The sequence below is a fragment of the Abyssisolibacter sp. ZYX002 genome, assembly GCF_056892235.1.
In genome coordinates this window covers 72183-94946 of the sequence record NZ_JARMXH010000003.1, presented here as the reverse complement: position 1 = coordinate 94946, position 22764 = coordinate 72183, and the positions used below count along the sequence as shown (strand labels likewise).

Genomic DNA, 22764 nt, shown 5'->3' with positions numbered 1-22764 from the left:
TATATCATTACATTATATCATTTTTTTGTCATATTTTGCATTTTATTATAGTTTTCTTTATTTCTTTACAACATGAAAGAGACCGTCCATCTAGGAACAGTCTCTTATTGTTATTTACCCTCTTAAGCTACTTGAAAATTGTATAACTTTTAACCTTTTTCTTTTGTTATTTGTTCTGAGATCAATATTTAGTATATTTGTATTTTAAAATCATATTGATTTTCTGTTAATCAGCTAATTTTCATCTTTAAGTAATATCAGCTGTGTTAATGCAATATATTTATTATTCAATTATATTATACGTATAATTATTATATTGTGTTACTAAATAATTATAACTCTTGTTTTGAAATAGAAGTTTTGACCTGAACATTCTCTAATCTTCCTAACTTTCCTGTCAAGCTATTTATGTTATCGAGCTCTCCCATTACTACTATACATATTACTGTCACTTTATCATTACTAAGTGGTAATCCCATTCTTCCTTTTATCAAATGTTTGTAATCTGATACAATATCATTAAATTTAGCCTGCGAAGCTAATGGATTATCTAGTATTGCACTTATTACTGCAACTCTTTTCATAATCTATATCCTCCTTTGTTGTATTATTTCTCTTTATCAGCAATATTAATATCAAGCAGCATTTTTTGAGCTAATCGTTTATTTATATCTGCTTTTATTATTAATCTTAGTATAGTTTCTACTTTGTTAATACTCTCATTTTGCTCTTCTTCACTCTTTGATTCATTCAGAACCTTCTCTTGGATGTCAATAAACATATTGTACATTTCTTTAATACATATAGATTTTTCAAACTCACAATTATCTGAATTTAATTTGAATATATCAGAAACTTCATTTATAGACATTACATTCTTAAGACTATAGATCATTATGAGTTGCATAATCTGTTCTTTACTATATTTTTTCTTGGTAGGTTTTTCTATTAGCTTGGCTTTTACATAGTTATTAATCATCGTCTTAGTTAATATTTTCTCATCAGTTGACACTTTATATTTCTCAAAAACGGAATCTAAATAACTCGTCAACTGATCCATATATAAATCAATCGTTGGTATACTATCAGCTGTTACAGCTTCGTATGATAGAATATTCCCACTTTCATTCATTACACTCACCTCAAAGTTATGTACTTACTATTCATTAATAATTATATAGTAATAACTCTATTATTACAAAACTTTTAAAAACTTATTGACTTGTCTCAACTATGTTGCTATTATATTAATATGATGTTATCTAGTTTTTTATACTATGTATGGAGGTGTTTGTATTATGAAGATGAGAGAACCAATTAATTCAATTACTCATTTAGTAGGAATCTTTCTTTCAATAATAGGTTTAGTTCTATTGTTGTTAACTTCTATTAGTTCCCACAGCTGGATTAAGATTTTAAGCTCTGTAGTTTTTTGTTTAGGTCTTATAGGTCTTTACAGTGCTTCTACAGTATACCACTGGTCTAAAGCTTCTGATGATACTATAAAAATCCTTAGAAAAATTGACCATACAATGATTTATGTGCTTATTGCTGCATCTTATACTCCTATATGCTTGGTTGTACTAAAAGGAAAAGTGGGTTATACTTTGCTTAGCGTTGTATGGACATTGGCTATTGTAGGTATAGTATTGAAATTTTTTTGGCTGAATGCACCAAGGTTACTATATACTAGTTTTTATCTTATTCTAGGATGGTCAGCTATATTTGTTATTTACCCTCTTTATAACTTGTTACCTAAACCTGCGTTTTTCCTTTTGTTTTTAGGAGGAATAGCTTATTCCATAGGTGCTATTATATATATGGTTAAATCAAGTAAAATACGTATATGGAAATTTGGATTCCATGAGATTTTCCATGTATTTATTCTTTTAGGGAGTTTATTTCATTTTCTATTAATTTATAATTACATAATATAAAAAAACCTCTTGTATTCTCTAACTTATTGGGAATAATACCGTTTAGAGGTGATAATTTGAAGGATAAATTAAACAATAAAGAATCTATTGTAGCTCTAGTACAAAATGATAATGAAAGTACAGCTGTATTAGATGCTCTTGAAAAAATAAACGCTAAAGATATCATAAATACTAATGATGTTGTTGTAATAACACCTAATTGGGTAAACAACAAAAAAAATCATGCGAGCGATGCTATTGTCGTAGGTGCTAAAACTCTAAAGACCATTATAAGATATGTAAAAAATCTAAATCCAAAAAGGATTATTGTAGCCACTGGTTCTGGAAGTGTAAAAACTCACACTGTTATGAAAGAAGTGGGCTATGATGAAATAATAAAATCAGAAGATGTTGAATTTATAGACCTAAACAATGGGCCTTTTATAGAAGTAGAACTTAATCACGACAATCCAAAGAAAACCAAAATTAATAAGCTCATTGAAGAAATGACTGTATTAATATCTTTTACTCAATTAAAACATCACGAAGAAGCAACTATGTCAGCCAGTATAAAAAATATAGCTCTTGGATGGCCTCCAGCTGAAATACATGGCTATCCAAAGAAAAATCTAGGTATTCATGACGATTTACACAGCTTTATTACTGCTATGACAAAAATACTACCTATAGATATAGCCATTGTAAGCGCTAATCCAGCTATGATAGGTTCTGGTCCATCAAATGGTATAGCAAGACACACGGGTATAGTAATATGTGGCAATGATGCTATAGCAACTGATACTATAGGTGCTAGGCTTTTAGGCTTTAAACCTCAAGCTATACATTATCTTTATAATTGTTCAAAGCTAAAGTTAGGTGAAAGCAATTTGGATAATATAATATTAAAAGGTATGACTATAGCAGAAGGTGAACGTGCTTTTAGTAAAAAAGTATACGGTGATATTGTGGTTATTGATAAGTAGGTTTAATCATTAAAGCTATTTTTAACATAGAATCGACTCTAAGCTTATTGATTATTGACAAAAGCATATCCTGATTTTTTCAACAGGTATCCTGTTTCTTTATTCACTAGAAGCTTTGCAGGAATAAGTCCTCTAAAGTGCTTCTTCAAAAAACGGATATGCTTCTTGTTGCTTTAATGAAACACTACTCTCGCATGGTTTGGCAGATGTTATTTATCCTTTCCACCAAAAGAAAAGAGCCACACTTCAAAAGCATGACCCTAAGTGATTTATTATCTCACATCCATTCTTCTAAAGTACCTGATTCCCAACCTAGTAAACAGTCCAAATGATACTATCGTTACAAATACCATGACTATTGAATAACTATTGCTATAAAAACATGTACCTGCCATAATCAAATGACTTGGAAATGCAAATGGAAACACGCACCATAATTTACTTGAATTAATTATCATAGTAGGAAATACTAGACAAATTGATAGTATAATTGGTATTATTCTGTTTCTTAGTCTTATGTTTAAGTAATAATATATAGCTACTATTGGCAAAGAAGATACGAAAGATATCAGAGGACTCATTATTACATATAACGGTATTTTATCTGGCTTAATTATAATTAAACCACTTACAGCTATAAAAACAATAAATATCACTACATTTAGTAAAATCATCAAGCTTACGACTATTAGTTTACTGATATAAACTTGTTCTTTTTTTATTGGCAACGTAAACATATTTTTAAGGTTGTTGTTTTTAAACTCTACTCCTACTATAGCTCCAACAATCACTGCTATCATAATTTGAAAAAATAGCCCACCATAAAATATTGCGTTCTGTTCGTAAACTATAGACCACGGATCTGTGTTACTAAAGAATTTTTCTTTATATCTTATAACATTCATCAATCCAAGTGAACAAAATATTAGTGGAAACAATATAAATATTGGTATTAATTTTGTCCCTTTTAATTTATTAAATTCAACCTTTATTAACTTTAAGAAGCCTACTCTCATTATCGTACATCCTCTCTGTTAAAAACTATACTACTAATAGATAGTGATATCACTATACAAGCAACTGAACTTATACAGCTTGATACTATGAATCTATCACTACTCGGCTCTAATCTAAATATATAAGCATATGGTATTATTTTGGGCAGTAATGGACTCTGAAGCACCATGATACTACCAAAACTTGCTATTAATCCAATTACCATTGCAGCAATTTCACTCTTTAGTACTATTGCTACTAACTGTTGAAAGCTAATTAATGCAACTACTGCTAATATCATTGATGCAATATAAATACTTAACTGATAGTAGTCTATATCAGATAGCATATTATTCATATCTGCAACAATCAAAACACTAATGTAAGTCAATATCACTATAACTAATGTCCAGATCGCCATTGCTATAAATTTACTTATTATAAAGCTCATTTTACTTATAGGTCTTGCGAGTATTAATTTTAACGTATTATTTTGCTTTTCTATGGTATTTGACATATATACCATCATAACTACTATGGCTGGTAAAACTAACCCCCACCCATTCATATAGAAATTTTCTATGAGAGCAATTCTCCATAACTCACTGATTTCATAATATTTCATTGTCCCCTTAATTATTGTCTCTTTTCTTAGTAGTATATCTATATAAAATAAGCTAGAAATAAAAAGCGGAACTATTAAAGTCAATTTATACAGCAAGTTTTTTCTAAATTTAAAAAGTTCGATTTTTACTAATCTACTAATCATTAATTTCACCACCATTTTTTAATATATCAAAGAACACCTCCTCAAGATTAGCATTGGGTTTAAGCTTTTTAAGATGCTTTAGCGTTCCTTGGTATAGCAATTTCCCCTCATGTATAATACCTATATCATCAGCAATTAATTCTATTTCACTTAAAATATGACTAGATATTAAAACCGTTATACCGTATTTTTGTGGGAAGCTTTTTATAAGCTCCCTAATTTCATGTATCCCCAATGGATCTAACCCGTTGGTTGGTTCGTCTAATATTAAAAGCTTCGGTTTACCAATCAATGCCTGTGCTATTCCTAATCTCTGTTTCATTCCTAGCGAGAATTTTTTTACCTTTTTGTTTCTTACCTTACTGAGATTAACAATGTCTAATACTTCATCTATCTCTTTATATTCTAATCCAAGTATATCAGCTGATATTTTTAAATTATCATACGCAGATAGATTTGGATAATATGATGGTGATTCTACAATTGACCCTACATTTTTTAGTGTATCTATCCTGTGTTTATTGATGTCTTTTCCAAATATACTCACCTTTCCTTTACTAGCCTTAATAAGACCTAGTAACATACCAATGGTTGTCGATTTTCCTGCACCATTAGGCCCTAAAAAACCATATATTAATCCTTCTCTAACCTTTATGTCTAAATTATTTACTGCTTTCATATCCTTGTAATTTTTAGTTAATCCTTTAGTTTCTATAATGTACTTGTTCATTTTTTGACCTCCTATCTTATAAATACACAAATTATCCATGAATAAATATTGTATATATTCATGATACTATCTTATCTTTAACAAATAATTTTCTTAACCTTAACTAAACCTTATTTTTTTATAGAAACATTGAACATCTATATTTTTTTTGCTATATTTAGAGTAATTAGAAGAAAGTAGTGTGATATTTTATGAAAAAATCATTATATTTAAAAAATATATTATTAGTAGATGACGAGCTGTCTCTCTTGTTGCTTTTAGAAACTGTTTTAAAGAAAGAAGGTTTTACAAATATTTATAAAGCAAAAACTGGTGCTGAAGCTATTAGAATGTCAGAAGACGTTTCTTTTGATATCATAGTCTTAGACATAATGTTACCCGATTTAGATGGCTATGAGGTATGTAAAGAAATACGCAAGTTTTCATTTGTACCAATTATATTTTTATCTGCAAAATCTGAAGAGTTTGATAAATTTTATGCTTTTAAAACTGGTGCTGATGACTATGTTACTAAACCATTCAGTCCTACAGAAGTAGTTTTGAGGATTATAGCAAACCTTAAAAGGAATAATTATGTAAATAAAAAACATAACGAAAATATACTTAAATTCGATAATATTATTATTGATACCGATAGGCATGTAGTATTGAAAGATAACCATGAAATAACATTAACACCTATTGAGTATAAGCTTTTGGCTTATATGGCAAAGAACTATAATTACGTGCTTAGCAAGAATCTTATTAGTCTTAATGTATGGGGTTGTGACTTTGAAGGTTATGATAACACTATAATGGTTCATATTCGTAAACTACGAAAAAAGCTTGAAGTTGATCCATCAAAGCCCAAATTTATAAAAACTATCAAGGGCATGGGTTATAAATTCGCTTACAATAAAGGGGAGTATTATGAAAAAATTTAGACAATGGAAAACAAATATAAGATTGACTAATACATTCTTAATAGTATTCATCCTGATCACTGTATTTGTTATTGTAATAAATATCATTTTTACTGGCTTAGGTGTAGTATCATATAACAAAATAACTAATACTGACCCTGAAACATTGACAAGGAAGTTCAAAGAGTATATTTCCTTTAATAAAACAATATTAATCAAAGATAGAGGTAAAACTTTTCTTACTGACAATAATGCATGGCTTCAAATACTAGATGATAATTTAACTGAAGTCTATTCAACATATAAGCCTTCTAGTATACCAGCTTCATATACTACATTTAAACTACTTAACAACTTCAAATATGATATAAATAAAAGTTATACTATATTTGTAAACAATATCAATGTTGATAATCATGAATATATATATGTCATAGGGTATCCATTAGAAGAAATTGCAAAACATACTGTTGTATTCAAACCTTCAATGCTAAGAAATGCAATACAAAAACTTGGTCTGCTTGTCACTCTTGATTTGATTTTAATCGTTCTAGTATTATACATTTTACTTTCTAGAAAATTCACTACACCTATAAATAAAATAATTGGTGGTATTGACAATTTAGCAAAAGGAAACTATAATATTAATCTTGAAAATAAGGGCATATTCAAACACGTTTTTTATAATTTGAATCAGCTAGGAGAAACTTTAAATAAAAGCTTAGCTAGTAGAAAAGAAGTAGAAAACATTAGGAACGAATGGATTAGCTCTATATCTCATGATTTGAAAACACCTCTTTCTTCAATAAGAGGATTTGCTGAGCTACTAAAAAATCCAGATTATAGCTTTAGTAAAGATGAATTAATTGAATACTCAAATATAATATGGTCAAAATCAATGCATATTGAGAATTTAATCAACGACTTGAATCTAACAAATAAGCTTAAAAATAAGCTAATTCCTTTAAAATTAGCTCGTATAGATGTTAATGATTTGTTAGAGGATATAGTTTTACAAATTTCAGGTAATCCTTTATACTCAAACAGAAATATCGACTTACAAAAATCCAATAGTAAAATCAATGTTAATATTGACAAATCGTTGATGGAAAGAGCTATTAATAACATTATAATAAATGCTCTTAAACACAATGATGACAATGTAAATGTCAATATATCTATAAATAAAACAAGTACAGCTAATATTATAATCAAAGATAACGGGAAAGGTATACCTCAGGATGACTTGAAGCATGTTTTCAACAAATACTATAGAGGCACTAATACTAGCTCTGATATAGAAGGTAGTGGTTTAGGTATGGCAATTGCTAAGAGCATCGTAACATCACATGGTGGGATAATAAGCATAGACAGTTCTATAGGTGTTGGGACAGAGGTTGTTATTTCTATAAGATTATAAAAATTGGGATGTAGCTCTAAATTTTTAGAGTAACATCCTTTATAATTGTCATTAATCAAATCTGCCATCTTGTTTTAACTCATAGCTTCTTTGCTTTCATCCTTTAAAGCACTTACATTACTTACATTGAATAGTGAATAAAAAAATCCCTTTTTAGAAATTAATTCATCAAAAGATCCCTTTTCGTAAATAGCCCCATCATTTAAAACTAAAATTTCATCATACATAGATAATATATTTTTGTCCATCTTATGAGTAATTACAATTTTAGTTAATCCATCAATTTTAGCAAGCTCTGCTTCAATTTTTTGTGTTGTAACTACATCAAGAGCAGATGTACCCTCATCCATAATTAATATAGGTGACTTTCTAATTAAGCTTCTAGCTATGGAAATACGTTGCTTTTCACCACCAGATAAAAATTTCCCACTTTCACCACAGCTATAGTCATAGTTTTTTTCATTTATTAAATTATCTAAACTTGCTATATCTACAGCTTTATTAACTATATTTTCCTCATATTTCTTAAACATTACTATATTTTCCTCAATAGTGTTATCAAATATAAATACATTCTGCTGAATTACAGAAAAAAGTTCATATAAACTGCTTGCTTTTATTCTTCTCAATTCTAGATCATCAAAAATAATCTCTCCTCTATAGCCATCCATATATCCAAGAATCAAATTGAGTAAGGTAGATTTTCCACTTCCACTACTTCCAACTAAAGCATAACTTTTCCCTTTTTCAAAACATACATTGATGTTCTTTAGTATATCTCTACCTTCATCATATCCAAAATAAACATTTTTAAATACTATACAATCGTCAAATTCGTCTTTATATATCTTATCATCTTCATTATTATCGCAGTAAGTAGCTATCTCCATCTTTTCTATAAGGCCTTTACTAGATCTTCTGGCTGGAATCAAATTGCCAAGATGATTTATAGGGTCTATTACATAGTTTAACAATTGTATAAAAGCTACCACTGTTCCTGCCGTAATGACTCCTTTTATTGAAAAGTATGCACCCACACCATAAGTTACCAAAGCAAGAGCTAATCCAGCTTCTCCTGAAATCATTTCTATTAATTCAGCTTTTCTTTTTTTTCTCTTCTTTGAATATTCCACCGCTTTATTGCTTAAGTTAAATTGAGCAAAGACCTCTTTTTCCACTTTAAAGCTTTTAATTATAGGGAATCCAGTTAACATATCCTTAACTGTAGCAATAAATTTCTCATTGATTTTTGATAGTTCTTGATCCATTTTGCTAAGAGAATTACCAAATAAGATAGATACTATTATGGATAATATGCTGGCTGTCACAACAATCGCCATAAGTGTAAAATTCATATATGCCATCGCCAAGATTGCTAGGACAAATTGTAATCCTTGAGCAAATATAGTAATAGCGGATTTTACATACCCTGATTCTATAACATTCAAATCATTTGTAAATATTGAAATATATTTGCTAGTAACATTTTCTCCAAAGGCATTCATGTTTTTCTTTAGTAGGTTATTAAAAGCATAGTCCTTATATTGTTTCATAGCCCTTTCAACATAATTATTTATAAAACATCTTTTTAATAAATAGATCACTAAAAACATAACCATAAAAATAATATATCTTAAGATAACAACTTTTAATTTTTCTAATGTTCCGCCTGTTGCAACATCAATGAGTTGTTGTAATAAAAAAGCATTTACTATATTAAAAATAGCTCCTAGTATACATATAAATATAGACATTGAAAAATTAAGCTTATTGTTCTTATAAAACTGCTTTATATACGCACTTTTGATTTTCATAACTATATTTTGTCCTTTCTTTATTTTCTTTCAACAGGAATTATAATGATTTGATTAAATGTAACGGATTCTTTTACCTTTTATAATGTTTTTACTATAGATTGGATTTTAAGGTTAATTATTGGTTTCATTTCATAATCATTTTACCATTTTTTCAATTATATTTAAATAGTTTTTTATATATAAAGTACTATAGTATATATAGAAGATAACGGTCTAGGTATGGCAATTGCTAAGAGCATTGTAACATCACATGGTGGGATAATAAGCATAGACAGTTCTATAGGTGTTGGGACAGAGGTTGTTATATCAATACCATTAAAAGTTATATAGACAGGGAAAGGAGTGTTTCAACTTTGAAACACTCCCTTAAGATTGTACATTTTAATTCATAGTACAAGATGCATATTTTCAACTTCTTACTCAACCTATTTATTCTACTTGTTTAGTTAATAAATTATTATCTATTTGCAATTGACTTTATTCGTTAATTAGTTTAAGCAAATCCTCATTTCCATAATATTTGCCTTTTTCTAATTTCCCATCTTTATATGCGTCGTTGAATACTTTTGTGTAATATTCTAACACTTTAATTATATCATCTTCATTACGACACCAATCAATGCAATTTTTATTATTAGAATTATATTCGGTACTGCGTTCGTTGTTTATTCTATTGAAATTCGAGTTATAATTATTCGTGGCTGCATCTGCATTAGTAGGGGCTAGTATACTAGCAGATATAAGCACTCCTAATCCTAGTGAAATTATTTTCTTCATAACATACCCTCCTATATTCTTTGTGTTTTTAACCGTAAGGTTATTTATAGTAAACAATTCAATTTTCGTGATAATAAATATTAACTATAGACTAAGTATACATAGATAATTTGGTAAGATTATGTTTGTATTGTGTGATATTAAGGTAAATTGTGTGTAATTGTGTTTTCTATATTATTACATATTATCTTAACATTCTAACGATATAAGCTTATAATGTTATTACTTCTTTAGGTATCTCTAAGTACCATGAAAATAATTCGACATCTATGCTATTATAAAAATCTTTTTTTATTGGCTTAATCATAGCTAATCTATTCTTAAATCCATTAATACCAATTTTTTTGTCTAATCTAAAACCCAAGGAGCCTGAATAATTTTTATAGACTGGCTTTTTATCAAGATATTCCTTTGTATAAAAATTAAGCTGTATCCCATCTTCTGTTTCATATTCAAGCATTGCTAAATCCATACCTTTAGGACAAATTTCTTCAATACTAGCTAAATAGTCTGTTTTCATCTGCTTCATCTGATTCTTTGAAAAGTTCTGAAATTCTTGACTTTCCAATTTTTTATTTATGTCTTGCCATACATCATAATGCTCCATTTTGTCAATATAAAAAGTACGTTTTTTGTTTCCAATAGTGTCATAAAAATAAAGCTCATTTCCTTTTTGCATTTCACCAAATTCTAGTTTGATAGGCTGATTTATTAACACTTCCTTAAATCCTTCACTAATCGTTATTGTGATATCTAGTTCTCTTGATAAATCGATTTTAGGAAATTTTTCGTCTTCTTTTTGCTCATACGCTTCTATAACTATATTAGATACGTTGACTTCATCCCAATGATCTGTAGACATTCCATTTTCAATAAAATGTTGCAACCAACTATATCCTTCGTCTGGGTGATAATCATCTAAGCTTATTCCCCTTGATCTTATAAATGTCATCTTTTGATTTTGTATGTATAATTCAGATATATAAAAATTAATATCTTTCATGTGTTTATTCACACTGTTAATCATTTTATCTCTATTTGAAATGTATTCTTCTCTTTCTTCTAAGTCAGTCAATTCGTCATTGCACTCATACAATACCCACAAAACATTTTTATTTTTTTCTTGAGTTAGCGATACTATATGAACATCAAAACCTCTAATTTTTACTATCTTATCTATTAGAATCTCTTTAATTGGAAAAATCATTTTTTCCTTAAAATCTTTTAATAACATATTTATCTCCTTAGATTTAACTTATATTCATTAATACAAAACTGTATACAACTAAGGAGTGTCTTGATAGTATAGACACTCCCATAATTGGTGTTTATTCTGCTTGATCTTTATACTGAAGCTCATACAGCTTATAATACATTCCTTTTTTAGTTAGAAGCTCTTGATGATTACCCATTTCACGAATCTTTCCTTTGTGAAGTACTATAATCTTATCAGCATGCTGTATTGTCGAAAGTCTGTGTGCAACTACTAATGTAGTACGCCCTTCCATAAGTTTCTCCATTGCATCTTGTATCAATCTTTCTGTTTCTGTATCTATATTGGCAGTTGCTTCATCTAGTATTAATATTGAAGGATTGAACACAAGCGTTCTAGCAAAGGATAAAAGCTGTCTTTGACCTGCTGAGAATGTAGCCCCTCTTTCATAAACCTTTTCATCATACTTATCTGGTAACTTCTGTATGAAATAGTCTGCGTTTACGTACTTGGCAGCTTCTTTTATCTCCTCTATTGTGATATCTTCATTACGTAATCTTATATTACTCTTTATATCTCCTGTAAACAGGAAAACATCTTGTAACATCTGCCCTACATGCTGTCTAATAGATTTCTTATCATATTCTCTTATATTTACTCCATCTATTAGTATTTCTCCTTTTTGAATATCATAATATCTACTTATTAGATTCAATATTGATGTCTTTCCTGCTCCTGTGGCTCCAACAAATGCTACTGTTTCACCTGGTTTAATATTAAATGAAACATCTCTTAGTACATATTCACCTTCTTTATATGCAAAAGATACATCTTTAAACTCTATTTCCCCTTTAACCTGCTTCAATTCCTTATGGTCTTTTTTATCTTCTATACGATCCTGTGTATCTAATATAGTAAATATCTTTTCTGCTGCTGCCATAGCTGATTGAAGTATATTAAACTGCTCTGCTAGTTCGTTAATCGGTTGGAACAGTCTTGTATTATAATTGAAAAATATTACTAGCGTTCCGATAGTAAGCGCACCGTTAAGCACCATGTTTCCACCAAACCCTAAAACTAAACAAATTCCTACTATATACATAGCATACATTATAGGTCTAAACATTCCGAATATTATAATACTTTTTAGATTAGATTTGTAAAGTTTCTTATTGTCCTTGTCAAACTCATCAAAAACTTCATCCTCCATTGAAAATATCTGTATAATCTTCATTCCTTGAATGTGTTCTGATAAAAATGTATTGATTTTAGCTACTCTTGTTCTGATCGTTCTAAAATTCTCTCTTGAGAATTTCTTAAATATAAATGTTGTTATAATTATGACAGGCATTATACACAACACTATTAAAGTAAGCTTTACTTTTAATGTAAACATCATCACTATTATTCCTACTAATAAGAATACATTCTTTATAGAATTTGATATAACACTAGTGTACATCTCATTGAGTGTTTCAGTGTCATTGGTTATTCTAGTTACAAGCCTACCTACTGGATTATTGTTAAAATAATTTGTTGATAATCCTTCTATATGGGTAAATATCTCATTTCTGATATTGTAAATTATCTTTTGCCCAGACTTTTGTAATAACACTGCTTGGAAATACTCCGCTAACATACCTATTATCAATAATACAAAATATAAAGCAACTAGCTTTGCTAATTGGACAAAATCATCTTTTCTAATATCCTTTAAATTGTCTTTTGATAACTTAAGTATTGAATATTTTTGATTATTCATTATTAAACTACCATCAGATATATTGATCTTTTTTTCATCTACACTTATAAATTTAGATAAATCTCCTGTTGTTAAATTTACAGCAAGATAATACGTATCATCGCTACTAAATATTCTTGCATATGTATTTGAACTATTAAGCTCATTAACATCATCTTCATCATCTACGTCTATTAGCTTTAAATTATAGTTTTCTACTTTTATATCGCCTGTATCTTCAATGATAAATGTTTTTTCGTAGTTTTGAAATATTGAATCTATTGCTCTTCCCATCAATAAAGGTCTAATTAGCAAAACACCCGTTGATAATAATAGCAATAATATACTAAACATAATCATTAATTTATAGGGCTTTGCATAACCCATGAGCCTCTTCATAATATCTGGGTCATAGGATTTGTATTCTATTTCGTGATTATCCATACTAACACCTCCTACGCCTCATCATCTAATGATTTTTCAAGTTGTTGTTTTTTAGCCATATCAGCATATAGTCCATCTAAGGCCATAAGTTCTTCATTTGTACCTTGCTCTATAATTTTTCCATTATCTATTACTAATATTTTGTCAGCTTGCTTTAAAGTCGATATACGATGAGCTATTATTATTGTCGTCTTACCTTTTCTAGTTCTCTCAAGCTCACTCAATATTTTTTCTTCGGTCTTTATATCAACAGCAGATACCGAATCATCTAATATCAATATTGACGGGTCTTTAATTAATGCTCTTGCTATTGATACTCTTTGCTTTTGTCCTCCTGATAAAGTTGTTCCTCTCTCACCTATTACCGTTTCGTAACTATCAGTAAAATCGACTATATTTTGATGTACATCTGCCATCTTTGCGGCTTCCTTTACTTGCTCACTGGTCTTATCTCTAGCTCCAAATAAGATATTGTTTTTAACTGTATTAGAGAACAGATAGTTGTCTTGAGGTACATAACCAATCTGCTTGCGTAGTATTTTTAACGGTATATCCAGTATATCAACTCCATCTATAAAAATTTCTGATTTCTTTGGATTATATAATCTAAGCAATAAATTAACAAATGTAGTTTTGCCACTTCCTGTTCTACCGATAATACCTACCATCTGACCCTTCTCTATTTTAACATTTATATCTTTTAATGCTCCTTTTTGACCGCCCTGATAATCAAATGAAAAGTTCTTAAACTCTATGTCCCCTTTTAACTCTTTTATATCAGCTGTGTTCTCTGAATCAAATATTTCTGGCTCCACATCTAATATAGCTTGTAATCTTTTAGCTGAGGTCATTCCCTGTGAGAATATGTTTATTGTCATACTAAACGCCATCATTGGCCAAACTAACATTCCTAAATACTGTATAAACTCAATAAATTGTCCTAGTGATATCTGCCCTATCATAGTCATGTAACCACCATAACCTATAGTTATCATAGTACTTAGTCCACTTATTAAGGTTATAGTAGGAAATAATAAAGCAAATAACTTTACAACATGGATATTCTTTTTGAAATTATATTTGTTTATGTCTGCAAATGCTCCTATTTCTTTATCTTCTTGTGTAAATGCTTTGACAACCCTGATTCCTGAAATATTCTCTTGAACTTGCTCAGTCATATCAGAGAATGCTTCCTGTTTTGCCTTAAATCTCTTCATCATTACTTTACCAAAACCAACACCTAGTATCCCTATAAATGGTAAAGGAATTATTGCTATCAATGTTAGTTTTAAAGATATACTGTTTATCATTTGATATAAAACTAAAGAAATAATCAATATAAAATCAAATGCAAACAACATTCCTTGTCCCAGTGACATCCTAATAGTATTCAAATCATTGGTTGCATGAGACATTAGATCTCCCGTTTTTGTCTTATTGAAGTAACTCAATGATAATTTCTCTAAGTGCCTAAAAAAATCATTACGTAAATTATACTCTATCTTTCTCGCGGTACCAAAAATGAAAAATCGCCAAACAAACCGTCCTATCATGATAAAAGCTGCTATCATTATTATCTTAGTTAAATTTTGGTATATGTTTTCTTTTGTATAGGTTCCCATTGATATACCATCTGTTGTATCTCCTATAATAGCAGGAATTTTAACTTGCAAAAAATCCACCATAAAAAGGCTAAGCAAACCTATTAGATACAACGGACTATACTTCTTTAAGTATGGTCTTATACTTTTAACTATCATCCAATCACCCCTTCTTATCAAGTCTTAAGATACCAAGTTAAATATCTTCGAAATAATATGTCACTATGTTACAATTATTTCTCTATGTAAATATTGCAGACATAACTATTATAAACTATATTAACACAACTGTCATGCTAATTTAATATTTTTTTACTTTAATATAATTAATTTTAAATTTTATTTTTGTATACAATATATTATAAAAGATAATAAAAATATAACATCTTATATATATATTTAAATAATACTTTACCTTACAATTTTCTTATACAGCTACTACTGTTAATCCTTTCTATATATACCGCAATACAATAACCTTTAAGATTTGCTATTTTGTTTTATATTTTTACATGTTTTTTACAACTTCACGAAATTTTGTGTTATAATTAAAATCGTCAATAGAACTTTAGACCTAATTTTTGCGAGGGAGATATTATGAACATTATTCTAATGCAATTAGACATCAATATATTCGTTGTTGTATTACTTACAATTGCATATTTTTATTTTAATAAAAACAAAAGATTTGATTATACGTCTGTTGAACATCGACTGATGGTATTATTTCTTACATTAAATATATTAATAGTTCTTTTAGGGAGCCTTTCATATTTGTGCGATACTCACTTTATAACTAATGATGTGCTTTGCATGACAATTTATTCTATATATTATGCTTTCTTTTGGCTACCTTTTTATGTTTGCGCTATGTTTATAGATTATCAAATTCATTCAAATTTAAATAGAAACTCTAAGCTAAGGCATGTTCTTTATATCTTTATTATAATAAATTCAATTTTAATAGTTATTAATATATATACTAATATAATTTTTTCTTATACTGATAATTCTTTTATTAAGGGTTATTTTTATTCTTGTTATGTAATTGCAAATTACAGCATACTATTTATAGCTTTTATAGAAATTATATACAAAAGAAAAAATATGTTTTCGTTATTATCAGTAGTTCTCCCGCCTATGATTTGTATTATATCTCAAGTTATATATGATAATCAATCAATTATCTGGATTAGTATGGCAATATCTAACTTTTTAATATTGTTTGGTTTTCAAGAAAAAAATATAACCTTTGATTACCTAACTAATGCTTTTAATAGAAGACACCTAGATTCTTATTTGAAAAATAAAATCAAGACTATAAATCCATCTAGCACCTTTACTGGTTTTATGGTAGATGTTGATAATTTTAAGCATATAAACGATCACTACGGACATACTCGTGGAGATGAAGCTTTGATAGCTATTGTAAAAATAATGAGAAAATCATTTAAGCCAAATGATTTTATTGCAAGATATGCAGGTGATGAGTTTGTAATAATCAGTGAAATAGATAGTCATTATGATGCACAAAACGCTATAAATATGATTAAATACGAGCTTTCAATATATAATGATACTACCAATAAAGACTCTAATCCTTTAAGTGTTAGTATTGGCTATGAGCTTTACACTTATGAAACAAAACAAGAAGCTAATCAGTTTATTAAGTGCATAGACAGCAAAATGTACCACAATAAAAAATTAAAAAAGAGATTGTATAAATAAATTTATATAATCCCTTTTTTGATTTATCGTTACTTTTTTATACTGATCTGTCTAAAACATGATACTTACCTATATTGAATTTAACAATATCACCTTGTTTATATTCGTCTGAATTTACTGATATTATGATAGTCTGATTGTTAAAATCAACATACAGTTCGCTAATAAAACCTCTATATATTACTCTCTTTATTTCTCCAGTAAATTCACCACTACTATGTATATATATATCCTCAGGTCTTACTGCTATTGTATTTTCCTTAGTTATATCTGTGATATTACCGTACATACCTGAATGTATAATATTGTTTCTTCCTATAAACTCAGCTACAAATTCATTTTTAGGATGTCTATATATCTGCTTTGGTGATCCTTTTTGGACTATTTCACCCTCTTTCATAATAACTATCCTATCCGCTACTAAAAAAGATTCATTTTGATCATGTGTAACGTATATCATCGGTAGACTATATTCTTTGTTTATTCTTGATATTAAATTTAATATCTGATGTTTGAGTACAGCGTCTATATTGGCAAGTGGTTCATCTAACAACAATAACTCTGGCTTACTTACAACAGCTCTAGCTAGTGCAACCCTCTGCTTCTCTCCACCACTTAATTGGCTTTCATAACAATTGGCCTTGTCAGATAACTCCACACTTTTTAGTATATTTACTACTTCCTCTTTAATTAGTGATTTTTTTAACTTCTTTATTCTAAGTGGATAAGCAATATTTTCAAATACATTCATATGAGGCCACAGTGAATAATTTTGAAATACAAATCCGATATTTCTTTTTTCTACTTGTACATTTATTTTATTATCAACTGAAAAAAGAATATTGTTGCCCAATATAATATCTCCATATTTTGGTTTTAGTAAACCTGATATCGCAGACAACAAAGTACTCTTTCCACATCCACTAGAACCTAATATAACTAAAAGTTCTCCATTTGCTAGATTCAAGTTAAAGTTCTTTATTATTTCATCCTTACCGTAGCTAACTTTTAGATTACTTATACTTAACTCGCTCATTTGTTCAGTCTCCTAATACCTATTTTGTTAATAATTATATTTCCTATAATACTTATAGCTATAACTATCACAGCAATTGCTGATGTCATCTCTAATCCATATGAATTTGATTGTATAGTAAATAGCATAACCCCTATTGTTTCGTTACCTTTTGAATACAATAATAATGATATGGGGATTTCTCTTAGTGCTATAAGAAAACATATTAAAAACCCTGTTATAACCCCTCTATTTATGAGTGGAAGAAATATATCTTTTATTCTTCTAAACAAAGGAACTCCTAACGTTTTAGCTACATTATCCATAGAAATATCTATGTTTTCTGAGATACCCTTTATTTGTTTAATTATCATAGGAATAAACAATATCACATAAGTAACTATTATTATCCATTTAGTCCCATATAGTTTTAAAGGCTTATTTATCCACGCAAAAACAGCCCCTATAGCCAATATCATATTAGGTAAAGCTAAAGGTATTATGGCTATGTTCATTGCCAATCTAGCGGTCCTTTTCTTTGAAAACTTATAAATATATATTATTGCTATGCCTATAATACATGCTATAAATGCTGATACAACTCCATATTCTAGACTGTTTATTATCGCCCTCTTTATTAGTGTATTTTCAAATAACACTCTCTTGTAATTAATTAGCGTCATATTTGCACCAACAACCGAAAGTCCCCATCTTTTCATAAGGGATGATATGATTAGCGTTATAGTTGGTATCACTAGCACTATCATAAAAAAACTAAAGACAATAGGATAAATTATAGTAGAAAATTTACCTAAATGGATTACTGTCTTATTACTTGAGGCACCGTCTTTAATATCGAACCTTCTTCTAAATATATATTTTTGAGTTATTATATAGATCAAGCTAGATATTATAACCAATGTTATAGACAATACACAAACAAGTGGAATGTTGAGCTCTGACATAGCTTTGAATATCCTTGTAGTTAACACTTCACTCCCTACTGGTAAAGCTAAATATGCTAATACACCAAAGTTAGCCATTGATCTACTCACAATTAATAATCCTGTTGATAAAAAAGCTGGTATAATTAATGGAAGAGTTATTGTCCTCATGACATGTATTGATGAGCCCCCACATATACGAGCACTTTTTTCTAGTACACCACCTGTTTTCCTTAGAGCATTACTAATACCAAAATAAACTAAAGGGTATAGATGTACCGACATTACTAGTACACAAGCTGTGATTGAATATGTTTTAAAATTGTAACTTTGTATATTAAATAATAATTTAAGTATTCTATGTAAATACCCTCCCTTAGAGGTGATTTGAACCCAAGAGACAGATATTATATATGATGGTATACAAAATGAAAGAAAAACTAATTTGTCTATTAGCTTGCTATATTTAAAGTCTGTCTTTTGGCATAAAAAAGCTAGACTACCCCCTAATAACCAAGTCAGTAACAATACTCCTAACGCTAACTTCATCGTGTTATATAGAGCTTTATATGTACCAACACTCGTTATCATATCCTTATATGCTTTCATAGAAATATTACCATCTATATTGAAGCTATTATACACTATCTTCAGTATTGGAAAGCAGAACAAAAACGCTATAAATACACTAAATACTAACAAAATTGCATTTGTAAAATTCAAATGCAATTTTGGTTTTTTTATGTTTTTACTAGTCTTGGAATATCTGTTCATATTGTTTTTTGAAATTATCTTCATTATCGGTAGCCTTCTTCCAATCAATGTTACACTTTTTGATATCTTTTGGTAAATACTTATTTTCGATATCTTTTCTAACACTTACAAATCCAAAATTATTAGTTATCATTTGTGCTTTCTTAGATAACATAAAATTCACAAATTCTTTAGCTACTTTGTTGTTATTGTCACTTCTATTTTTATTTTTAACTATAGCAATAGGTCTCTTTATTGATATAGCACCTTCAGCTGGCCAGATAATATCTACAGGCATTTCATAACCTTCTTTTTTAGCTTTTTTTCTAAGTCTAATAACAGAATCATGAGGCCCAATTCCTAAGTCAAATTCGCCCTCTAGTATCTTAGATGGGACTATCCCATTAGATTTAGCAAGATATACTCCATTTTTCTGTAACTGTTTAAAGTAATCTATGTTTTCATTCTTAATCTGATAGATACTAGATGCAATCCCAAGCGCTGTAGAAGATCTATTTGCATCTGCCATAACTAACTTATCCGTATATTGTTCTTTTAATAAATCTTCATAACTCTGAGGCACCTTTGAATCTTTAAATGCTTTTTTGTTGTACATTATAGTAATGTATCTTTCATTTATGTATATGTAGTTTCTGTTTTTTATTATGTATTCTTCATTCATTGATTCCATATTTTTGACTTCAATTTTCTCAAGTAATCCTTGATCATCTAGCTTGTTATAAATAAGTGGATCAGACCCCCATATTACATCAGCCTGTATCTGCCCAGCTTCTTTTTCAGTCCATACCTTACTTCTAACTTGCCCACAACTCATAGTAAGAAAATCAGCTACATCTCCTCTATCTTTCTCAAATTCTGCTTCTAACTTATCTATCATTGCTTGACTTCCCGATAGATAAATCAATATTTTATCAGATGATTTCTTATTGCTTTGACTACCAGCTACGTTTTCTGTTTTATCATTAGAGCATGCTGTAAATGATAAAATCATCATCAAAGATAACATAGCACATATTAATCTTTTCATTATAATATCCTCCTAACTTTCACTGATAACAGTTTTCATTATCATTTCTATGTGTAGTATACACCCATAATACTAAAAAATCAAGTTGAAATATTAAATTTTATATTCTAAATTAAAGACAATAATGATTAACATCTGAGAATCAACTTAATTAATTAACTTGCTTGATACTTCAGTTGTTTTGATTAATTTTAATATATTTATTTACATTTATGTAATTTATTGTTATAATATTATTGATTTAAAATTTTTCTAAACTGTACGATATTGATGATACATTATCAAATGTTCAAAGTAACAGGCAAATGCAATCTTGCTTGTCATTATTGCTATTATAGGATGAAATGTGTTTGCTGGTTTTACAATTATACAACCAACTATAATTGATAGGAGGAAAAAAGATGAAAAAATTAAAAAAAAGAATGAATAATGATGGTTCATATGTTGAGATCTTTAGACTTGAGGAATTCTGCGATTGTATATGTGCTGTTTCTATTTCATGGCAAGCAACAGACAATTATTATCCACCAAGAACGATATTATAACTTTCTATATACTTTAAGGTAGCTTCTAATGTTATATTATATAACATTGAATAGTTGCAAAACTTTTACTGTAATGTGTGGTTAACGTTTATTTACTTACCCATAAGTTTATGATTAGAAAAGAAATGAAGAAACGAACTTTTGAAGTAATGTATTTAAAAAATATTAGGTTATTTACTAGTATCTATTTTAGTGATTTATAAATTAACATATGGGAAATAAATAGTGTAAAGTTTTGCAACTACTATATTAAATCAAATTCAGAAGATGAACTAATGGAGAAATAATTAAAATAGTTTTATGACTGAAACTAATGATATATTAACAGACCCAAATAAACCACCACAATTGGGTCTAACTTTATGGAATCTATCTTTCTAAATTCTAGGACAATTATATAAGTTATATATAATCCTAGCAAGTAAAAGTAAAGTACAATTTATGTATAAATTAATACTTTACTTATTTTCTTTGCTAAGTTTTATGTCTAAAAACAGACCAATTATCGGATTATTAAATCCATTAATTTGGTCTATTGTTTTTTCTACTACAATCTAAATAATGCTTCTAATATAGTTACGATAAAAAATATGTACTCAATATTTTGCAATCCATGTAATTGTAAAAGCCTAACTCTTTTTCATGAACTTGTTGCAAAACTGTTGCAAGAGCTGTTGCATACTTTTTTCAAAAACAGTTATATTATATAATGATGTCGAGGTGATAGAATGCAAGAAAAAATATATATAGCAGACGATGAACGTAACATAAGAGATCCTATGGCTGCATTTTTAAGAAGTAGCGGCTTTGTTGTAGTTGAATTCGAAACAGGAGATGCGCTTCTAAAGCATTTCTTACTTGAACCTGCTGATTTGGTTATTCTCGATATAATGATGCCTGGTACAGATGGTCTAGCTCTTTGCACAAAAATCAGGGAAAAAAGCAATGTACCTATTATTATTGTTTCTGCTAGAGATAGCGAAGTAGATAGAATAACAGGCATTACTCTGGGGTCAGATGACTACTTAACTAAACCATTTTCTCCTGTTGAATTAGTAGCTAGAGTACGGGCAATTTTTAGACGTATAAATTTTACTAAAAAATCTAATGAAATCATAGAGTTATCTTATGGCAATCTCAAACTCAATATTAATAGTCGTAATACTTGGTGCGATAATAAAGCTCTTGACTTAACTCCTACGGAATTTGTTCTAACCAAATATTTATTAGAAAATAAAGAAATCGCATTATCTCGAAAAGAACTACTACAAAATGTATGGAATTATGATTTTGATGTTGATACTCGTTCTACGGATTATGCTGTCAAGCGATTACGCAAAAAATTTGAAATTGCTGGTGTTAATCTTATTATCGAATCTGTTTGGGGATTCGGCTTTAAGTTAACTAAAGGAGGTACTTAAC

At 28.7% G+C, this 22764-nt stretch carries 21 protein-coding genes; 8 read left to right on the top strand and 13 right to left on the bottom strand.

Going from position 1 to position 22764, the window contains the following annotated elements:
• Positions 1–332: 332 nt before the first annotated feature.
• Positions 333–584, bottom strand: coding sequence for a TM1266 family iron-only hydrogenase system putative regulator (locus P3X86_RS10460; RefSeq protein ID WP_483292636.1), 252 nt, complete (start codon positions 582–584; stop codon positions 333–335).
• A gap of 23 nt (positions 585–607) precedes the next feature.
• Entirely contained in the window at positions 608–1132 is a 525-nt protein-coding gene (locus P3X86_RS10455) for a DUF1836 domain-containing protein (RefSeq protein WP_483292635.1), read from the bottom strand.
• Positions 1133–1298: 166 nt separating this feature from the next.
• Here P3X86_RS10455 and trhA point away from each other — a divergent pair, with 166 nt between their 5' ends.
• Both trhA and P3X86_RS10445 read left to right on the top strand, forming a co-directional pair.
• On the top strand, positions 1299–1937 hold the full coding sequence (gene trhA, locus P3X86_RS10450; RefSeq protein WP_483292634.1) for a PAQR family membrane homeostasis protein TrhA: 639 nt from the start codon (positions 1299–1301) through the stop codon (positions 1935–1937).
• A 56-nt stretch (positions 1938–1993) separates the two neighbouring features.
• The gene (locus tag P3X86_RS10445) at positions 1994–2899 is read left to right on the top strand and encodes a DUF362 domain-containing protein (RefSeq protein ID WP_483292633.1); all 906 of its coding nucleotides are present in this window, start codon (positions 1994–1996) and stop codon (positions 2897–2899) included.
• 272 nt (positions 2900–3171) lie between these two features.
• Here the strand turns inward: P3X86_RS10445 and P3X86_RS10440 are convergent, their stop codons facing one another.
• From P3X86_RS10440 to P3X86_RS10430, 3 genes are read right to left on the bottom strand one after another with little or no spacing between them, the layout of a single operon-like run.
• Positions 3172–3915, bottom strand: coding sequence for an ABC transporter permease (locus P3X86_RS10440; protein ID WP_483292632.1), 744 nt, complete (start codon positions 3913–3915; stop codon positions 3172–3174).
• Entirely contained in the window at positions 3915–4664 is a 750-nt protein-coding gene (locus P3X86_RS10435; protein ID WP_483292631.1) for an ABC transporter permease, read from the bottom strand. Before P3X86_RS10435 ends, P3X86_RS10440 begins: the two co-directional genes overlap by 1 nt.
• Positions 4657–5394, bottom strand: coding sequence for an ABC transporter ATP-binding protein (locus P3X86_RS10430; protein WP_483292630.1), 738 nt, complete (start codon positions 5392–5394; stop codon positions 4657–4659). The genes P3X86_RS10435 and P3X86_RS10430 overlap by 8 nt, the downstream gene beginning before the upstream one ends.
• Before the next feature lie 191 nt (positions 5395–5585).
• On the opposite strand from P3X86_RS10430, the gene P3X86_RS10425 reads away from it, so the two are divergent.
• Complete coding sequence (locus tag P3X86_RS10425) at positions 5586–6317, top strand: response regulator transcription factor (RefSeq protein ID WP_483292629.1); 732 nt, start codon at positions 5586–5588, stop codon at positions 6315–6317.
• Positions 6304–7716 (top strand): sensor histidine kinase, encoded by a 1413-nt coding sequence (locus P3X86_RS10420; RefSeq protein WP_483292628.1) that lies wholly within the window; start codon positions 6304–6306, stop codon positions 7714–7716. The genes P3X86_RS10425 and P3X86_RS10420 overlap by 14 nt, the downstream gene beginning before the upstream one ends.
• Before the next feature lie 74 nt (positions 7717–7790).
• On the opposite strand, the gene P3X86_RS10415 is transcribed toward P3X86_RS10420, so the two are convergent.
• A complete protein-coding gene (locus tag P3X86_RS10415) occupies positions 7791–9530 on the bottom strand; it encodes an ABC transporter ATP-binding protein (RefSeq protein WP_483292627.1) in 1740 nt (579 codons plus the stop codon).
• 192 nt (positions 9531–9722) lie between these two features.
• On the opposite strand from P3X86_RS10415, the gene P3X86_RS10410 reads away from it, so the two are divergent.
• Positions 9723–9863: an ATP-binding protein gene (locus tag P3X86_RS10410; RefSeq protein WP_483293030.1), complete on the top strand. Its 141-nt coding sequence runs from the start codon at positions 9723–9725 to the stop codon at positions 9861–9863.
• A gap of 147 nt (positions 9864–10010) precedes the next feature.
• On the opposite strand, the gene P3X86_RS10405 is transcribed toward P3X86_RS10410, so the two are convergent.
• The 4 genes from P3X86_RS10405 to P3X86_RS10390 form a co-directional block, all read right to left on the bottom strand.
• Positions 10011–10310, bottom strand: coding sequence for a hypothetical protein (locus tag P3X86_RS10405; RefSeq protein ID WP_483292626.1), 300 nt, complete (start codon positions 10308–10310; stop codon positions 10011–10013).
• A gap of 211 nt (positions 10311–10521) precedes the next feature.
• A complete protein-coding gene (locus tag P3X86_RS10400; protein WP_483292625.1) occupies positions 10522–11544 on the bottom strand; it encodes a hypothetical protein in 1023 nt (340 codons plus the stop codon).
• Positions 11545–11638: 94 nt separating this feature from the next.
• Positions 11639–13708, bottom strand: coding sequence for an ABC transporter ATP-binding protein (locus P3X86_RS10395; protein ID WP_483292624.1), 2070 nt, complete (start codon positions 13706–13708; stop codon positions 11639–11641).
• Between the two features lie 11 nt (positions 13709–13719).
• Positions 13720–15468: an ABC transporter ATP-binding protein gene (locus P3X86_RS10390; RefSeq protein WP_483292623.1), complete on the bottom strand. Its 1749-nt coding sequence runs from the start codon at positions 15466–15468 to the stop codon at positions 13720–13722.
• Between the two features lie 438 nt (positions 15469–15906).
• Between P3X86_RS10390 and P3X86_RS10385 the strand changes: the two genes are divergently transcribed.
• Positions 15907–17037 carry a GGDEF domain-containing protein gene (locus P3X86_RS10385; protein ID WP_483292622.1) on the top strand — a complete coding sequence of 377 codons (1131 nt, stop codon included), beginning with the start codon at positions 15907–15909 and terminating at the stop codon, positions 17035–17037.
• Between the two features lie 37 nt (positions 17038–17074).
• Here the strand turns inward: P3X86_RS10385 and P3X86_RS10380 are convergent, their stop codons facing one another.
• From P3X86_RS10380 to P3X86_RS10370, 3 genes are read right to left on the bottom strand one after another with little or no spacing between them, the layout of a single operon-like run.
• Complete coding sequence (locus P3X86_RS10380; RefSeq protein WP_483292621.1) at positions 17075–18073, bottom strand: ABC transporter ATP-binding protein; 999 nt, start codon at positions 18071–18073, stop codon at positions 17075–17077.
• Positions 18070–19794, bottom strand: a complete 1725-nt coding sequence (locus tag P3X86_RS10375) for an ABC transporter permease (protein ID WP_483292620.1) — start codon at positions 19792–19794, stop codon at positions 18070–18072. The genes P3X86_RS10380 and P3X86_RS10375 overlap by 4 nt, the downstream gene beginning before the upstream one ends.
• On the bottom strand, positions 19748–20797 hold the full coding sequence (locus P3X86_RS10370; protein WP_483292619.1) for an ABC transporter substrate-binding protein: 1050 nt from the start codon (positions 20795–20797) through the stop codon (positions 19748–19750). The genes P3X86_RS10375 and P3X86_RS10370 overlap by 47 nt, the downstream gene beginning before the upstream one ends.
• 401 nt (positions 20798–21198) lie before the next feature.
• On the opposite strand from P3X86_RS10370, the gene P3X86_RS10365 reads away from it, so the two are divergent.
• Positions 21199–21342, top strand: a complete 144-nt coding sequence (locus P3X86_RS10365; RefSeq protein ID WP_483292618.1) for a hypothetical protein — start codon at positions 21199–21201, stop codon at positions 21340–21342.
• 728 nt (positions 21343–22070) lie between these two features.
• Positions 22071–22763 (top strand): response regulator transcription factor, encoded by a 693-nt coding sequence (locus P3X86_RS10360; RefSeq protein ID WP_483292617.1) that lies wholly within the window; start codon positions 22071–22073, stop codon positions 22761–22763.
• Position 22764 lies beyond the last annotated feature (1 nt).

What these genes read in the sequence shown, in the direction of transcription:
- P3X86_RS10460 (WP_483292636.1), bottom strand. Translation starts at nt 584, where the DNA reads ATGAAAAGAGTTGCAGTAATAAGTGCAATACTAGATAATCCATTAGCT.
- P3X86_RS10455 (WP_483292635.1), bottom strand. Translation starts at nt 1,132, where the DNA reads ATGAATGAAAGTGGGAATATTCTATCATACGAAGCTGTAACAGCTGAT.
- trhA (WP_483292634.1), top strand. Translation starts at nt 1,299, where the DNA reads ATGAAGATGAGAGAACCAATTAATTCAATTACTCATTTAGTAGGAATC.
- P3X86_RS10440 (WP_483292632.1), bottom strand. Translation starts at nt 3,915, where the DNA reads ATGAGAGTAGGCTTCTTAAAGTTAATAAAGGTTGAATTTAATAAATTA.
- P3X86_RS10435 (WP_483292631.1), bottom strand. Translation starts at nt 4,664, where the DNA reads ATGATTAGTAGATTAGTAAAAATCGAACTTTTTAAATTTAGAAAAAAC.
- P3X86_RS10430 (WP_483292630.1), bottom strand. Translation starts at nt 5,394, where the DNA reads ATGAACAAGTACATTATAGAAACTAAAGGATTAACTAAAAATTACAAG.
- P3X86_RS10425 (WP_483292629.1), top strand. Translation starts at nt 5,586, where the DNA reads ATGAAAAAATCATTATATTTAAAAAATATATTATTAGTAGATGACGAG.
- P3X86_RS10420 (WP_483292628.1), top strand. Translation starts at nt 6,304, where the DNA reads ATGAAAAAATTTAGACAATGGAAAACAAATATAAGATTGACTAATACA.
- P3X86_RS10415 (WP_483292627.1), bottom strand. Translation starts at nt 9,530, where the DNA reads ATGAAAATCAAAAGTGCGTATATAAAGCAGTTTTATAAGAACAATAAG.
- P3X86_RS10405 (WP_483292626.1), bottom strand. Translation starts at nt 10,310, where the DNA reads ATGAAGAAAATAATTTCACTAGGATTAGGAGTGCTTATATCTGCTAGT.
- P3X86_RS10400 (WP_483292625.1), bottom strand. Translation starts at nt 11,544, where the DNA reads ATGTTATTAAAAGATTTTAAGGAAAAAATGATTTTTCCAATTAAAGAG.
- P3X86_RS10395 (WP_483292624.1), bottom strand. Translation starts at nt 13,708, where the DNA reads ATGGATAATCACGAAATAGAATACAAATCCTATGACCCAGATATTATG.
- P3X86_RS10390 (WP_483292623.1), bottom strand. Translation starts at nt 15,468, where the DNA reads ATGATAGTTAAAAGTATAAGACCATACTTAAAGAAGTATAGTCCGTTG.
- P3X86_RS10385 (WP_483292622.1), top strand. Translation starts at nt 15,907, where the DNA reads ATGAACATTATTCTAATGCAATTAGACATCAATATATTCGTTGTTGTA.
- P3X86_RS10380 (WP_483292621.1), bottom strand. Translation starts at nt 18,073, where the DNA reads ATGAGCGAGTTAAGTATAAGTAATCTAAAAGTTAGCTACGGTAAGGAT.
- P3X86_RS10375 (WP_483292620.1), bottom strand. Translation starts at nt 19,794, where the DNA reads ATGAAGATAATTTCAAAAAACAATATGAACAGATATTCCAAGACTAGT.
- P3X86_RS10370 (WP_483292619.1), bottom strand. Translation starts at nt 20,797, where the DNA reads ATGAAAAGATTAATATGTGCTATGTTATCTTTGATGATGATTTTATCA.
- P3X86_RS10365 (WP_483292618.1), top strand. Translation starts at nt 21,199, where the DNA reads ATGAAAAAATTAAAAAAAAGAATGAATAATGATGGTTCATATGTTGAG.
- P3X86_RS10360 (WP_483292617.1), top strand. Translation starts at nt 22,071, where the DNA reads ATGCAAGAAAAAATATATATAGCAGACGATGAACGTAACATAAGAGAT.